The following is a 15384-nucleotide window of genomic DNA, read 5'->3' on the forward strand; positions in this document are numbered from 1 at the left end:
TCTGCCAATCAACCTCCTTTAGCATTTGAGGATTTGAAGGAAAGATACAGGATATTATTATATATAACAAGTTTAATATGTATTTTGTTATATATATAAAATATGATATAATAACGCTGCGATGTAATCAAATCTATAAATTCTCGCTGCGATGTTGTATTTTGCAAAATGAAGATGTGTTCAAGATGAAATTTCAGTGATTTAAAAGTGTTCATAAATAAAAATAAGGAGGCTAAATCATGCAATTATTACCGCGTGAGATTGACAAGCTATTGATTGTGGTTGCTGCTGACCTTGCGAGACGAAGAAAGGACAGAGGGCTTAAACTAAACCATCCTGAAGCCATTGCCTTTATAACCTATGAAGTATTGGAAGGTGCACGGGATGGACGAACTGTTGCTGAATTGATGGAATTCGGTGCAACCATTTTGTCTCGTGAAGATGTAATGGAAGGTATTCCCGAAATGATCCACGATATCCAAGTCGAAGCCACTTTTCCCGACGGAACCAAACTGGTGACCGTACATAACCCGATCAGATAAAACGATAGGAGGAATATTCAAATGGAACCTGGACAAATTTTTTTACAAGAAGAAGATATTATCTGCAATGCCTCAAGACTCGCCTCGAAAATTATTGTAAAAAATACCGGGGATCGTCCAGTTCAAGTCGGATCCCACTTTCACTTTTATGAAGTTAACGAGGCTCTTCAGTTCAAACGGGACGAAGGCTTCGGGAAACATTTGAACATTCCGGCGGGTGCTGCGGTCCGTTTTGAGCCTGGTGATGAGAAAGAAGTAGAATTGGTTTGTTTTGCCGGAGAACGCCGTGTCTATGGATTTAACAATAAAACGGATGGATCCGTGGAAAGCGGGTGTCAACAATGAGCTTCAGAATGCCAAGAATACAATATTCTCAAATGTATGGACCAACAACAGGCGATTCAATCCGTTTGGCAGATACAGATATCATTATCCGAATCGAAAAGGACTATACCACATATGGTGATGAGGTCGTTTTTGGCGGCGGTAAAGTCATCCGGGACGGAATGGGCCAGCATCCGCTTGTGACCCGTGGGGACGGAGTTCCGGATGTGGTCATTACGAACGCGATTATTTTGGATTATACCGGGATTTATAAAGCCGATATCGGGATTCGTGACGGAAAAATTGCAGGAATCGGGAAAGCTGGTAATCCGCTGGTGATGGACAACGTGAATATCATTATCGGGGCTTCTACGGAAATTATTGCAGGCGAAGGCATGATCGTGACTGCGGGCGGTATTGATTCGCATGTTCACTTTATTAACCCTGCTCAAATTGAAACAGCATTGTCCTCCGGGCTTACGACGCTGATCGGAGGCGGAACGGGTCCGGCTGCGGGATCAAAGGCCACCACGGTGACTCCGGGAGAATGGAATATCCATCGCATGCTGGAGGCGGCGGAAGGAATGCCTATTAACGTAGGTTTCACCGGAAAAGGACAAGCTGCATCCAAAGAACCGCTTGCCGAGCAAGTTCGGGCCGGGGCGATTGGACTGAAGGTTCATGAAGACTGGGGGGCTACAGCATCGGCACTTGACCATGCGCTTAGTGTAGCTGATGAGTACGATGTGCAGGTAGCGGTTCATGCGGATACCTTGAATGAGGGCGGGTTTATGGAGAATACCATGGCCGCGATCAAAGACCGGGTGATCCATATGTATCATACGGAAGGAGCGGGCGGAGGACATGCTCCGGATTTGATCAAATCCGCCAGCTACATGAATGTTCTTCCTTCATCTACAAACCCGACGCTGCCTTATACGGTGAATACGATTGATGAGCATTTAGATATGTTGATGGTGTGTCACCATTTGAACCCATCTATTCCCGAGGATCTTGCTTTTGCAGACTCACGGATCCGGCGTGAAACCATTGCTGCAGAAGATATTCTTCAAGATATGGGCGTATTTAGTATGGTCAGCTCGGATGCTCAAGCGATGGGACGAATTGGCGAAGTCATTTTACGGACATGGCAGACCGCTGACAAAATGAAAAAACAACGGGGAACGATGCAAGGTGACAGCGAACTTTCGGATAATAACCGTGCCAAACGTTATGTTGCAAAATATACGATTAACCCGGCGATTACCCACGGCATTTCAGAGTATGTGGGTTCGATCGAAATCGGAAAAATGGCTGACCTTGTCATTTGGTCGCCTGCATTTTTCGGAGTAAAGCCCGAAATGATTATTAAAAATGGCATGGTTGTTCAAAGTTTGATGGGGGATGCCAACGCATCGATTCCAACACCGCAACCTGTCATCTATCGTCCGATGTATGCCCAATATGGAAAGGCTCTTTCCAGAAGCGCCATCACCTTTATTTCACAGTCCGCCTTTGATCTTAAGGTCCACGAGCGGCTTGGCTTGGAGAAAATCATTCTCCCGGTTCATGGCATAAGAAAATTATCGAAAAAAGATATGAAGCTGAATTTCGAAACGCCTGAGATTACGGTTGACCCGCAAACCTATGAAGTGAGAGTGAACGGGGAGCTCATTACATGTGATCCTGTAGATAAAGTACCCATGGGGCAACGCTATTTCTTATTTTGAGGTGAAAACATTGATTATTGAAAATATCGTAACGAATATTGAAAGCTTGGACAAAGAGGAAATCGGAAAGCGCCACATTGAGAAGGTTTACCTGGAAAGCGCTGATTTAGTGAAACGGATCCAACGGGTTAAATCAGATCATGGTAAAGAAATTGGTATCCGCTTGAAGGATCAGCGCGATCTTGTGGCCGGAGACATTTTGTTCATGGATGAGAAAAACATCATTATGATTGATGTCCTCTCCGATGACTTAATCGCAATAAGCCCACGCAGCTTGAAGGAAATGGGCACGATAGCCCATCAATTAGGAAATCGCCATCTCCCGGCCCAATTTGAAGATGACCAAATGCTGGTTCAGTACGATTATCTCGTTGAGGAATTGCTGAAGCAGCTGGAAATCCCTTATCAACGGGAAGAGAGGAAAGTAAAACAGGCATTCCGCCATATCGGCCACAGCCATGGATAAGAACGCACTCTCATTATTTCAGCTGTGTGATTCGAACTTTCCGACAGGCGCCTTCAGTCATTCCTATGGTCTTGAGAGTTATATTCAGGAAGATCACGTACATGATCAAAAAACATTGTCCGAGTGGCTGCATGTGTATGTCAACGAGCAGCTTGTCCATTCCGATGGGCTTGCTTCTCGCCTTGTATTTGATGCGCTGCAGGATGGAGACCTTGAAACCGTGTGGAAGCTGGACCGCATGCTGACCGTGCAGAACCTGCCTCGTGAAACGAGGGAAGGTACACAAAAAATGGGCGATCGGATGTTAAATCTCGTGGGATCGTTGTATGAAGTACCTGTCCTTTCTTTGTATCGGGAACGGATCAATAAGAAGCAATGCTTCGGTCATCCGGCGATCGTGTTTACGATGATTGGTCATCATCTGGGAGTATCACGATCAACCACTATTTTATATTATTTGTATTCCGTTACTTCCAGTATCGTACAAAATGCAGTACGGGCCATCCCTTTAGGCCAGACGGCTGGTCAGAGAACGATCCAGCAATTTCAGGATGTATTAATGGAGGCAACGGAAAAAATCGAGAGTCTGGATGAAGAGGATTTCGGAATCATTTCACCCGGTCTGGAGTTATCGCAAATGAAACATGAACGTGTAAATATTCGAATCTTTATGTCTTAAAATATATCTAAAGAAAGAAGTGTTTATGATGGAACCGATCAAAATTGGGGTTGGAGGACCGGTTGGAGCCGGTAAGACCATGCTCGTTGAAAAATTGACCCGGCATCTGGAGAATGAAATCAGTATGGCAGTAGTGACGAATGATATTTATACCAAAGAGGATGCCAAATTTTTGATGGCTAATGGAGTTCTGCCTGCGGATCGCATTATTGGTGTCGAAACAGGCGGATGCCCTCATACAGCCATCCGCGAAGATGCTTCAATGAATTTTGCTGCTATCGATGAACTAAAAGAAAAACACCCGGATGTCGAGCTCATTTTTGTAGAGAGCGGCGGCGATAATCTTGCGGCGACGTTCAGCCCTGAGCTGGTTGACTTTTCGATTTACATTATTGATGTGGCCCAAGGGGAAAAGATTCCGCGTAAAGGGGGACAAGGGATGATTAAATCTGATTTATTTATTATTAACAAAACAGATTTAGCGCCTTATGTCGGGGCCAGTCTTGAAGTCATGGAATCAGACACGAAGGTTTTCCGCGGAAATAAACCCTTTGTATTTACGAACCTGAAAGATAACACAGGTTTGGATCAAGTAATTCAATGGATTAAAGAGAACGCATTTTTAAAGGGATTGGACTGAAATGAAGGATTGGACAGGGATTCTGCGATTAGAGGCTGAAGTAAGGAACGGAAAAACTGTCGCCAAAAATGTATATTTCCAAGGTGCATTTAAAGTCATGCGTCCTGTGTATCACGATGATTCCGGACAAGCTTGTTATTATATTCTGAATCCGGGCGGAGGTTACTTGGACGGGGACCGTTATCAAATGAAAATCTCATTGGAGGAACAGGCCCGGTTAACATTAACGACACAATCGGCAACGAAAATATACAAGACACCGAATCAATACGCCTATCACGAAACAGAAATCACCCTTAAGAGGGGCAGCTACCTGGAGTATATTACGGACCCGCTTATCGGTTATCAGGATGCAAGGTATAAACAAAAGACCGTTATTAGAATGGAGAAAGGCGCTACGCTGCTCTATTCAGATATTATTACCTCGGGATGGTCTCCGGATGGGGCCCAATTCAGTTATGATATGCTCCAATTAATCAATGAAATCTATGTGGATGACGAATTGATGGTATTTGATCATATTAAATTGAATCCTGCTGCGAAAGATATGAATTCTCTTGGTTTTATGGAAGGATATTCGCATCTGGGCTCCATGATTGTGGTTGGAGAACAAGCAGATAATGATCTGCTTGACCGGTTATATCACGCAATTCATGAAGATACCAAGGAATATAAGATTGGGTTATCATTACTGCCGGCTTCCGGGATAATCATTCGGATCTTGGCTGATTCCACGCAAACCATAGAAAAAATTCATACGGCATGTCACCATATCATCAATCGGGAGTTTTTTAACACAACCCCATCTTTCCTAAGAAAATACTAATTTCCTGAACCCAGCAATCAAATTGATTGCCGGGTTTTTACGGAAAGGTATTGATCATGAAGCAGGAAGAGGGTACATTTAGAACGATTGCCGAAACAATTAGGTCTAATGGATCAGGTTGGTTAAACGAGCTACTCAAATGAAGATATAGGGAATGAAGATCGTATGAATACTCTTGGATATGCCATTCTTAGCGTACTAGGTAGAAAGCCATGCTCCGGATATCAATTGGCATCCTATCTGGAATTATTATGGCCTGCAAAGCATAGTCAAATTTATCCTCTTCTAAGCAAAATGGAGCAGAATGGGCTGTTGGAGTTTGAACATGTGGAGCAAACCGGAAAACCCGATAAAAAAATCTATTCGATTACGCAACATGGAAGAGAAGTTTTGGGGGCATGGGTTACTACCGAAGAACCTGGTAATCCCATTATTCGTGATGAATTTCTGATTAAGATGTATTCGATGTGGACGACGGATGAGGAGAACACGAAAAAATTAATCCAAGATCGAATTTCTAAGTTGATGCTTAAGATCACTGTACGTGAGAAAAAAATAGCCAAAGTAGAAAATGAACAAGAAGAAACGGTGTCTGAACATTTTGGGCGTTATGTGCTGCTGCATAGAAATAATCTTTTAGACAAAGAAGAAATCTCTTGGTGTCATTGGGTTTTGAAATTAATTGAAAATTCTAATGCCATTAAACTATTATTAGGAATCATAAGTGCGGGAGCTTTCAATAAAATAATTCAAGGCGTTACTTTTTTTAGTGAACTCTGAAACAGTACTTAAAAATAAATAGTTATAGACGGGGGGATGCAAACGAGAACTGCTTGGAATGCGGGGCGATATAAGGGCTTTTGCGAAAAGCAGCTTAAATGCTGAAAATAAGGAAGACGAGAGGTAGAAGGAATGAAATTTATTTGGAATCGTTATATGTTTGGTGTTCTCGTTATTCATGTCATCGGATTCATAGCATTATTCAGCGTTGTACCCGATCATCCAGCCTTTATTGGTATGGGGATCGCAGCCTATGTCTTTGGTGTTCGCCATGCATTTGATATTGATCATATTGCTGCGGTAGATAATACTATCCGTAAATTAGTTGCACAAAAGAAAGACCCGCGCGGAGTAGGCTTCTACTTCTCATTGGGGCATTCCACAGTTGTCTTTTTATTAGCGGTATTAACCGCGGTATCCGTTAAATTTGTCGCCAAATACATGTCCAGCATGCAGGATATAGGCGGCATTATCGGTGTTACGGTATCCGGTGTGTTTCTCGTATTTCTATCTATCCTAAATCTCATGTTGTTCGTTCAGCTTTGGAAAATGTTCCGTAAGATGAAGGAAGAAAAGGTAAATGAAACAGAATTAGAGAAAATGTTCGAAGCGAAAGGCTTTTTCACGCGCTATTTGGGATCATTGTTTAATGTAGTCACGAAAAGCTGGCATATTTATCCGATAGGCTTCTTATTCGGTCTAGGATTTGATACGGCAACCGAAATTTCACTGCTAACCATGTCAGCAGGGGCAGCGAACAATAACTTCCCAGTCCTTGGCATCATTGCACTTCCTCTACTATTTGCGGCGGGAATGAGCTTGTTTGATACGCTTGATGGTTTAATGATGACCAAAAGTTATGCCTGGGCCAATGATAGACCGGTACGGAAGGTATACTATAATTTAATTGTTACAGCGATTTCAGTGGTTGCGGCTCTAGCGGTTGGGATCGTTGAACTGGCCCAAATCACAACGGAAAAGCTGCATTTATCAGGTGGTTTATGGGATATTATTGCATCCATCGATTTTGGCAATTTAGGTTATTTCTTAGTTGTGGCTTTTTTGGTTATCTGGGGTTTAGCCGTGTTTATATGGAAGTTTTATAATATTGAAGAGCGTTATACCGTAAAATAACTTCTTCTATCATTCGAAACAAAGCTGCAAGCTTGCAGGCTATTGCTGAAATATATACGGGACGAAGCGAGGTATTCCTACCTGCTTCGTCCCGTTTTATTGTAATCATAATTGGAGAGGCAAAATTTAAATTCAAGGTCTCTCCCGGTATTCCGCAGCCGGTGGAACAAGCCGCTCTGTACCACCCATATAAGGCCGCAGCGCTTCTGGAATATAAATGCTGCCGTCCGCCTGCTGATGATTCTCCAGCAGTGGGATAAGGATGCGGGGCGATGCTACGGCGGTATTATTCAGCGTATGACAATACTGCAGATTTCCTTCCCCGTCCCGGTATCGAATATTCGAACGGCGCGCCTGAAAATCCAGCAGGTTCGACGACGAATGGGTCTCACCGTACGCCTCCCGGCTGGGCATCCAGGTTTCGATATCATACTGCTTATGAGTCTTCTGCGACATATCGCCAGTGCAGACAGCCATCACCCGGTATGGAAGCTCGAGCAGCTTCAGAATGCCCTCTGCATGGCCGGTAATTTCTTGCAGTACAGCCTCCGACACAGCTGGATCATTCTTACAGAGGACGACCTGCTCCACCTTCGCGAATTGGTGGACGCGGTACAGGCCGCGCACATCCCGGCCCGCCGAGCCGATTTCGCGCCGGTAGCAGGCCGACATTCCAGCCAGACGGATCGGATCGGTCACATCGACAATTTCATCGCTGTAATACGAAACGAGCGACACCTCCGAGGTGCCGACCAGCCATTTGTCCTCTCCGGTCAGCTCGAAGGTTTGGTCCTGGCCGGTCGGGAAGAAGCCCGTCCGGTTTAACGCTTCCGGACGTACCATGACGGGAACGTCCATGGGCGTGAATCCGCGTGCTGCCAGGTAATCCAGCGCAAGCCGCTGTACCGCCAGGTGAAGATAGAGGCCTGCACCTTTCAGGTAATAGTTACGCGAGCCGGCGGTCTTTACGCCGCGCGGAATGTCGATCATGTCATGCATTTCGCCAAGCGTAACATGATCCCGAAGCTCGAAATCAAACACCGGAGCTTCTCCAACCTGGCGGACCTCGACGTTATCGCTGTCATCCTTACCGATGGGCGTATCTGCCGAAACAATATTGGGAGCGAGCAGGAGCAGCTCCGACACATGACGGTCGGCTTCCTGCAGTTCGGCCTCCAGAGTTCCAAGCTTCTCGTTCAGCTGTTTGACTTGAGCCATAAGCGGCTCCGCTGCTTCCTTGCTGCCTTGCTTCATTAGCGGAGCTACATCCTTGCTCAGCTTATTGCGCTGTGCCCTCATCGCTTCCGTCTGCAGCAGCAGCTCCCGCCGCTTCACGTCCCAGGTGAGCAGTTCATCCACCTGGAAGGGAATGTGTTTGTGTATTGCTGTTTGCTGCACCTGCTCCGCGTTATCGCGGATAAATTGAATGGTTAACATGATGGATTCAATCTCCTTTTTCCGTAAAAATACAAAAAGCGCCCTCATCCTTTGGGACGAGGAGCGCTTGCTCGCGGTGCCACCCAACTTGACCGGACTGCCTTACAGGCAGGAGCCGATCCTCTTGGTTCCGCGGTAACGGACGGAAAGCCGGTCAACTTAGAGAGAAAGGAGAAGCCTTGCTCTGGTCGAAAACGCCTCACAGTTGGATGCTGATCATAGGCATGGTGGTTGTTCTTCAATTCTTTTGGCTAAGTATAGCGTAAACCGGTTCGCCGCGCAATATTCATTTTTCCTGAAGAAACCTGTCATAGCTGTAGGAACCCATCCACTTCCGGATGCTTATAGTATGGGGAGTAGGCCACAGTTATGGACCATACGGCCGCGTGATGGTCGGGAAAAGTTGTAAAAGGGGTGAATAGGTATTGTTGAGTTTGAGCAGTATCGTTATTCTGAACGGCAGTCCCTCGCTGACATCAAGGCTGATGGGGGTTATTCAGCATGCGGAAGCTTATTTGTCTGCAAAGGGATACCCGTTTCAGCGGATCGATGTGGTCAAGCTGCCTGCTGACGACTTGATCCACACAAAAATTAACGGAAGCAAGATTGTGGAAGCAAACCGTATACTCGCGGATGCCGACGTGGTAATTATTGCTACTCCGGTCTTTCAGGCCTCCTATACGGGACTGCTTAAGACTTTTCTGGATACCATGCCTCAGAAAGGATTGACCGGAAAAACCATATTACCGCTTCATATCGGAGGCAGTCTGGCGCATCTGCTCGCCATGGACTATGCGTTGAATCCGGTTTTATCCGCGCTGGGAGCAAGACATATACTAGGCGGGGTTTTCAGCGTCGATACGCAGATCACTCGTCTTGAGTCCGGGGGAATGCTGCTTGCACCTGAACTTGTGGAGAGGTTGGATATCGCGCTGGATGAGCTCGCGAGGGAGCTGGATCGGCGCAGCAGTATGTGGTCGGGAGCAGCGACTGGCGCGGATAGTCCTGAAATGTGCTCGGCCCTGATTGGCAGCCTGGGAGTTCAGATCCAATGAACCGCGCAGTTTACGGGTTAACATCCGAGTCACTTCACTGGGCTGAGTATACAATAAAGAGCCTGTTGATCATGAAGATCAACAGGCTCTATTTAAATCCTATTACTTACAGATCGTCAAATCCGTTGTCGTCGCCGACTTTGCCGTAGTTGCGGGATTTAGCTTCAAAGAAGTCGGTCTTGGTAGCGTTCAGTGCATCATCGGAGAACGGACGAATCCAAGGCATACAGTTGGAGTCAACGCCTTCGTAAGCTTTATCCATACCCATCAACTTCAGGCGCTTATTGGCGATGTATTTGATGTAGTCGGACAATTCGTTCAGGTCGATGCCGCGGTTGTTGCTCAGCGTATAATGCGCCCAGTTTGTTTCAAGCTCAACTGCGCGGTCGATGGTGCTGTATACGTATTCCATATTTTCAGGAGTATTCAGCTCAGGGAAGTCCTTCAGCAGCTGCTTGAACACTTCAGCAAAGAAGTAGCAATGCTGATTCTCATCGCGCTGGATGTACGAAATCATTTGGCTGGTTGCCATCATCTTCTGGTCACGGGCCAGGTTGTAGAAGAAGGCAAAGGTGCTGTAAAAGAAAATACCCTCCAGAATCAAGTCCGCCACGAGCGCGCGGAAGAAGGTTTGCGGAGACTGTTCATCACGGAACTCCTGATAAATCTCGGAGATGAAGCGATTGCGGTCAAGAAGGACCGGATCATGCTTCCAGTATTCAAAAATTTCTTTCTGCTCCTGCTCCGACACGATGGAAGATAACACGTACGAATACGATTGGTTATGGACAACTTCTTGTTGTCCAATAATCGCCGAGATGGCTTCCAGCGAGGAGTCCGTGAAATATCTTTTTACATCCCCGACAAACATCGTTTGCATGGAATCCAGAACCGCCAGCAGAGAGATGTTAATCTTGAAGGTGCGCTGCTCTTCAGCGTCGAGGTGAGGAAACTGCTGCGCATCTTTGGACATCGGGATTTCATCTGCGATCCAGTGGTTGAGCAAAAGGACTTTATATAATTTATACATATGAGGCATGCGGATATCGTTCCAGTTCAGGATACCTGAGCATTCCCCTTCAATAATGCGTGTGGATTGGTTTGGCGCTTCGGTATTGAAAATTTTCTGCAATTGCACCGTCCGTTCACTCCTTAAGGTTTAGTTGTGAGTAACAAAAAAAAGCATCTATATCAACATCGGCAAGATGTTGTGATCGTATGAGGGTGAAAAATCGTTGGTGTAGTTGTTGCATTCAAACGCTTTATGGCATTAATGTTTTGTTTTTAAAAAAACAAGCCGAGGGCGACCGCATTTTGCGAAGCAAAACAGGGAAGCCCTGGCGTAGTTAAAAGCAGTCAAAGGTATTAAAGCAGCAAAATTACAGCGTGTCCCAAGTCAATGTTGCAAAGCAACGAGCAGGGACGAAAGCGCTCCTAGCATAAAATGAACTCAAGAAGCGCCATTAGTCCTCACTTCCGCCAAAATTTCGGGTGTCCAGAGGGCAAGAGCCCTCGGGGCCCTCCTAAAAGCTTCCCAAAGGGAAGCTACTTCGAAAGCATAAGCTTAGAAGGGAGGGTTTGGGAGGGTTGGGAAAAAGGTTTTTTCATAAACTTTACGATGCACACGACTCACACTCTTCAATCGTCAGCGCGCGGCTGCGTACATAATACGTCGACTTGATGCCGGCTTTCCAGGCATGAATATGCAGCTCAAGGAAGTCGGTCGCTCGGATATCCGGACGGACGTATAGGTTGAAGCTTTGGCCTTGGTCAACGTGACGCTGGCGGGCCGCGGCCATTTTAATGGACCAGTTCTGGTCGATTGTGAAGGCCGTTTTATAATACCAGATCGTTTTCTCGGACAGATCCGGAGCCGGATTGGCGATTTTGTATGTTGTTTTCTCTTCGTACGAAAGCAGGTCATACAATGGATCGATACTTGCGGTAGAGCCGGCAATGATGGAGGTTGAGCCGTTTGGCGCGATGGCGAAGAGCCATGCATTACGGACTCCATTTTCTTGAACTTCCGATTGAAGCTCTTTCCACTGTTCGGTAGTGATGAATTTGCCCACATGCTCACCGTCAACATAACCGCGGCTTGTGAAGTAAGCGCCACTTTCCCAATCAGAGCCTGCGAACTTCGCATAGCGGCCTTTTTCTTTAGCCAGCTCCATACTGGAACGGATGAGCAGGTAGTTGATTTTCTCGTACAAATTGTCGTTATATTCAACGGCTGCATCGGATTCCCAACGGATGCCTTCAAGTGCCAGCAGATGATGCAGGCCGAACGTGCCCAGACCTACAGCGCGGTATTGGCTGTTGGTGTACTGTGCTTGCAGCACTTCAATGTTGTTAATATCGATGACATTGTCCAGCATGCGCACTTGGATCGGAATGAGACGCTCAAGAACGTCTGCCGGAACAGCACGGGCCAGATGGATGGAGTTCAGGTTGCACACCACGAAATCGCCAGGGATTTTGGAGATGACGATGCGGGTCTGTCCGTCCTTCGTCACGAGCTCTTCCTTTTCCACCACGGTTGCCGATTGGTTCTGCATGATTTCCGTACACAGGTTGGAGGAATACACCATACCATGTGCTCTGTTCGGGTTCGAGCGGTTAACCGTGTCACGGTAGAACATGTACGGTGTACCGGTTTCGAGCTGAGACTTCATGACGCGTTTCATGATGTCAATCGCAGGCACCGTGATACGGGAGAGAAGCGGATGGTCAACGGCCTCAGCATATTTTTCGCGGAATGCGCCTTGTCCGACCGTCTCATCGTAGAAATCCTCCAGGCCAAGCGGATTACCTTTCTCATCTTTCCAGCCCATCACTTTCTTCACTTCATGCGGGCAGAACAGATTCCACTCGGTGCGTTCCTCAACAGCTTGCATGAACAAGTCAGGAATACAGATGCCGTGGAATACGTCATGTGCTCTCATGCGCTCGTCACCGTTGTTGAGCTTAAGATCCAGGAAGGCCAGGATATCTTTATGGAAAACATCCAGATAAACGGCAACCGCACCTTTTCGCGTGCCAAGCTGGTCAACGCTGACTGCTGTATTATTCAGCTGGCGGATCCAAGGAATAACGCCGGAGCTGGTATTTTTATGGCCACGGATGTCTGATCCGCGTGCACGAACTTTACCAAGGTACACGCCGATGCCGCCGCCCATTTTGCTAAGACGCGCCACGTCTGTGTTGGAATCGAAAATACCTTCAAGCGAGTCGTCTACCGTATCGATAAAGCAGCTGGATAGCTGTCCAGCGACCTTTTTGCCGGCATTGGACATGGTTGGTGTTGCTGCAGTCATATAAATATTGCTCATAGCCCAGTAGGCTTCTTTTACAAGCTCCATACGTTTCTCGGCTGGCTCGGTGTGCATCAGGTACATGGCGATAACCATATAACGCTCCTGCGGAAGCTCCATGACACGGCCTTCAAAATCACGGGCGAGATAGCGGTCGGACAGGGTGAGAAGACCTATGTAGTCAAACAGCAAATCACGGCTATGATCGATGCTTTTTCCAAGCTCTTCAATCTGTTCTTTGGTGTAGCATTCCAGAAGCTCTTCACGATAGATGCCTTTGTGCACAAGATCGGTAATGAGAGGATACAGGGCACCGTAAGGCTCTGTTGGATAGGCTTTATAGCGGCGGTTGTACGCTGCTTTTTTATATAAAGAAGTCAAAAGGGAGCGGGCTGCGGCGAACTTCCAGTTCGGCTCCTCCTTCGTTACAAGCTCAAGCGCCGACATCGTAAACGCATTGCTGATTTCATCACCGGTAACTTCCTCCCGGCGCAGTTTGCTGGTTACACCGCGAATCAGGCGTTCCTTATCCAGCATCTCCAATCCTTCCAGAACGCGGTCCGCGTAAACGGAAAGGCGGATTTCATCGAAAGCCAGCTGACGATTGTTCGGTTTGGTCACGAGCTGAGGCATGTACAGTTCCCCTTTCAAAATAGATAATATTGGTATAAAAAGAAAAATAATACATAAACGAGCAAAAGTCTTACTTTCAGGAAGGAAGCTGGGCCATACAAAAAGCATTCCCGGCGACCTGATCCTTGCGAGGCCGAAAATGCTGCATGTTATTCTTATAGGCACCAAAAATGGGCGCAGAAGAATATATCTACACACCATATGTAGATATTTTCATGGCAACACGTTTCCTATTCCTCGTAGGTGTTTGTGCGGACGAAACAGGCAGGTCTCCTGACTCCCGGAACTTCCGTCGGCACCTTCCCGTAAGCACCCTGGCTTATAGTGGCATCTGCCGATTTTTGCCGAAGAACAAACCGTTCCGGCTATCCGGTTACAGTGGCGGGACCGTGACGGAATTACACCGTGCTTCCCTATTAGGAATCGTGGGCTTGGTAGAGCGCGATTCACCTGTTTTCACTATATTTGGTTATTGTTATACTAATTTAACCCAATATGTTGTGTTTGTAAACACAAAAATCAAAAAGACAAGCAAGATGAATTATAGCAGAGAAGTGGTCAATTTGCTACTAAGAGGATGAAAGGTTGTGATCGAAAAATGTCCGAAAATGACCACTTTGGGGCAAAAAAGCAGATGTGGCGCGATTAAAAAAATTTTTGGGGAATCTGGGTTCTTTGCTATCTTTTCCGGAGTTGGATACAATAAGGAAAGAATCAATGGACAGCATTCGGACAATCTAAATATGGGGATAGGGAGGCAAAAAACATGGCGATTGCAGAGGTAACGGTCATTCCAATCGGAACAGCAACCACCAGCTTGAGCGCATATGTGGCTGATATGCAGAAGGTACTGGCAAACCAGCCGGGAATCAGCTATGAGCTGACTTCCATGAGCACGATCATTGAGGGACAGCTGGAAGATGTATGGAAGGCGATCGCGGCACTGCATGAAGCACCTTTCCTGTCAGGAGCACAGCGGGTGTCCACTTCCGTGAAAATGGACGACAGACGCGACAAAGCTTCATCCAGTGCGCAAAAGCTGCACTCCGTGCGAGTGAAACTGCAATAAACTGCAATGAGTTCCATTTATCCTAGCCATATTGCATTTTGAAGTGAAAGTTGTATAATAGTTTTTGTTTCATTTGATTCATTTAGATGAGACGGTTTGCATAAGCTGGTGTAGCTCAGGGGTAGAGCAACGCACTCGTAATGCGTAGGCCGGGGGTTCAATTCCCTTCACCAGCATCCAAACAAAAAGCACGGTTTTCCGAGTAAATCGGAGGCCGCGCTTTTTTTTATATTTGCATTCTCACCTGCATATATTCGAAGAGGGTGTTTTAGATTTTATTCAATCTACCATTTAAATGGTCCACACAACAAAGAAAGGGAGCTCATATGGTAATAAAAATGAATAGAGAGGTCGTGATTTCATGGCGTCAACAACAGGCATCATTACGAATACGGGGACCAGTCCTGCATCGAACCTTGTCATTAACATTAGCAATGATAATCTTAGTTTTTCGTCCAACGTCGTTTATCACATCTATGTATGGAACAGCTTGGTGAGTAAATCACTGGTTTATTCCAATTCTCTGACGATTAATGCGAACACGGCTCAAATTCTTGGTTTCAACATCGCAGGCAATACTTCATACGAGGTTCAATTTCTAGTTACAGGCACGGTTCCGACTGATACGGTCATTACGGTCTTCGGAACGGATTCATCGGGGAACGTTATTCCTCATCAGAAAGTGCTGCAACAAGATCTCACCAATATTGCCCAACTCAATCCATAAGCTGTGAAGTTGAGTAAAACCGCGGATT

The 15384-nt window shown here is 46.3% G+C and carries 15 protein-coding genes, 1 tRNA gene and 1 riboswitch; of the genes, 13 read left to right on the forward strand and 3 right to left on the reverse strand.

Translation table 11 applies throughout. From position 1 onward, the window contains the following. The first annotated feature begins 239 nt into the window (after positions 1 to 239). The 9 genes from E6W40_RS23605 to E6W40_RS23645 all read left to right on the forward strand — a co-directional run bounded on the left by E6W40_RS23605 (position 240) and on the right by E6W40_RS23645 (position 7121). Positions 240 to 542, forward strand: coding sequence for an urease subunit gamma (locus tag E6W40_RS23605; protein WP_136607991.1), 303 nt, complete (start codon positions 240 to 242; stop codon positions 540 to 542). Between the two features lie 21 nt (positions 543 to 563). Next, positions 564 to 887, forward strand: coding sequence for an urease subunit beta (locus E6W40_RS23610; RefSeq protein ID WP_136607992.1), 324 nt, complete (start codon positions 564 to 566; stop codon positions 885 to 887). After that, a complete protein-coding gene (gene ureC / locus E6W40_RS23615; RefSeq protein WP_136607993.1) occupies positions 884 to 2596 on the forward strand; it encodes an urease subunit alpha in 1713 nt (570 codons plus the stop codon). Before E6W40_RS23610 ends, ureC begins: the two co-directional genes overlap by 4 nt. A 10-nt stretch (positions 2597 to 2606) precedes the next feature. Next, the gene (ureE, locus tag E6W40_RS23620) at positions 2607 to 3062 is read left to right on the forward strand and encodes an urease accessory protein UreE (RefSeq protein WP_136608225.1); all 456 of its coding nucleotides are present in this window, start codon (positions 2607 to 2609) and stop codon (positions 3060 to 3062) included. Then, on the forward strand, positions 3055 to 3741 hold the full coding sequence (locus E6W40_RS23625) for an urease accessory protein UreF (protein WP_136607994.1): 687 nt from the start codon (positions 3055 to 3057) through the stop codon (positions 3739 to 3741). Before ureE ends, E6W40_RS23625 begins: the two co-directional genes overlap by 8 nt. 28 nt (positions 3742 to 3769) lie before the next feature. Then, positions 3770 to 4381 (forward strand): urease accessory protein UreG, encoded by a 612-nt coding sequence (ureG, locus tag E6W40_RS23630; RefSeq protein WP_136607995.1) that lies wholly within the window; start codon positions 3770 to 3772, stop codon positions 4379 to 4381. A 1-nt stretch (position 4382) separates the two neighbouring features. Next, a complete protein-coding gene (locus E6W40_RS23635) occupies positions 4383 to 5207 on the forward strand; it encodes an urease accessory protein UreD (RefSeq protein WP_136607996.1) in 825 nt (274 codons plus the stop codon). 165 nt (positions 5208 to 5372) lie between these two features. Next, on the forward strand, positions 5373 to 5987 hold the full coding sequence (locus E6W40_RS23640) for a PadR family transcriptional regulator (protein WP_136607997.1): 615 nt from the start codon (positions 5373 to 5375) through the stop codon (positions 5985 to 5987). A gap of 132 nt (positions 5988 to 6119) precedes the next feature. Next, positions 6120 to 7121 carry a HoxN/HupN/NixA family nickel/cobalt transporter gene (locus E6W40_RS23645; protein ID WP_136607998.1) on the forward strand — a complete coding sequence of 334 codons (1002 nt, stop codon included), beginning with the start codon at positions 6120 to 6122 and terminating at the stop codon, positions 7119 to 7121. Between the two features lie 132 nt (positions 7122 to 7253). On the opposite strand, the gene serS is transcribed toward E6W40_RS23645, so the two are convergent. Then, positions 7254 to 8558 (reverse strand): serine--tRNA ligase, encoded by a 1305-nt coding sequence (gene serS, locus E6W40_RS23650; protein ID WP_136607999.1) that lies wholly within the window; start codon positions 8556 to 8558, stop codon positions 7254 to 7256. 425 nt (positions 8559 to 8983) lie between these two features. On the opposite strand from serS, the gene ssuE reads away from it, so the two are divergent. Beyond that, complete coding sequence (ssuE, locus tag E6W40_RS23655) at positions 8984 to 9613, forward strand: NADPH-dependent FMN reductase (RefSeq protein ID WP_342774730.1); 630 nt, start codon at positions 8984 to 8986, stop codon at positions 9611 to 9613. A 106-nt stretch (positions 9614 to 9719) separates the two neighbouring features. Here ssuE and E6W40_RS23660 read toward each other — a convergent pair whose 3' ends face one another. Continuing rightward, positions 9720 to 10751, reverse strand: coding sequence for a ribonucleotide-diphosphate reductase subunit beta (locus tag E6W40_RS23660; RefSeq protein WP_136608001.1), 1032 nt, complete (start codon positions 10749 to 10751; stop codon positions 9720 to 9722). Between the two features lie 475 nt (positions 10752 to 11226). Then, on the reverse strand, positions 11227 to 13560 hold the full coding sequence (locus E6W40_RS23665) for a ribonucleoside-diphosphate reductase subunit alpha (RefSeq protein WP_136608002.1): 2334 nt from the start codon (positions 13558 to 13560) through the stop codon (positions 11227 to 11229). Between the two features lie 246 nt (positions 13561 to 13806). Beyond that, positions 13807 to 14029: riboswitch (cobalamin riboswitch) on the reverse strand. 297 nt (positions 14030 to 14326) lie between these two features. Here E6W40_RS23665 and E6W40_RS23670 point away from each other — a divergent pair. The 3 genes from E6W40_RS23670 to E6W40_RS23680 all read left to right on the forward strand — a co-directional run bounded on the left by E6W40_RS23670 (position 14327) and on the right by E6W40_RS23680 (position 15356). Next, positions 14327 to 14629 carry an MTH1187 family thiamine-binding protein gene (locus tag E6W40_RS23670; RefSeq protein WP_136608003.1) on the forward strand — a complete coding sequence of 101 codons (303 nt, stop codon included), beginning with the start codon at positions 14327 to 14329 and terminating at the stop codon, positions 14627 to 14629. Between the two features lie 104 nt (positions 14630 to 14733). After that, positions 14734 to 14805, forward strand: a tRNA-Thr gene (locus E6W40_RS23675). Between the two features lie 185 nt (positions 14806 to 14990). Beyond that, positions 14991 to 15356: a hypothetical protein gene (locus E6W40_RS23680; protein ID WP_136608004.1), complete on the forward strand. Its 366-nt coding sequence runs from the start codon at positions 14991 to 14993 to the stop codon at positions 15354 to 15356. Positions 15357 to 15384: the final 28 nt, after the last annotated feature.

The organism is Paenibacillus dokdonensis (assembly GCF_004916975.1).
GTDB classification, from domain to species: domain Bacteria; phylum Bacillota; class Bacilli; order Paenibacillales; family Paenibacillaceae; genus Paenibacillus_AQ; species Paenibacillus_AQ dokdonensis.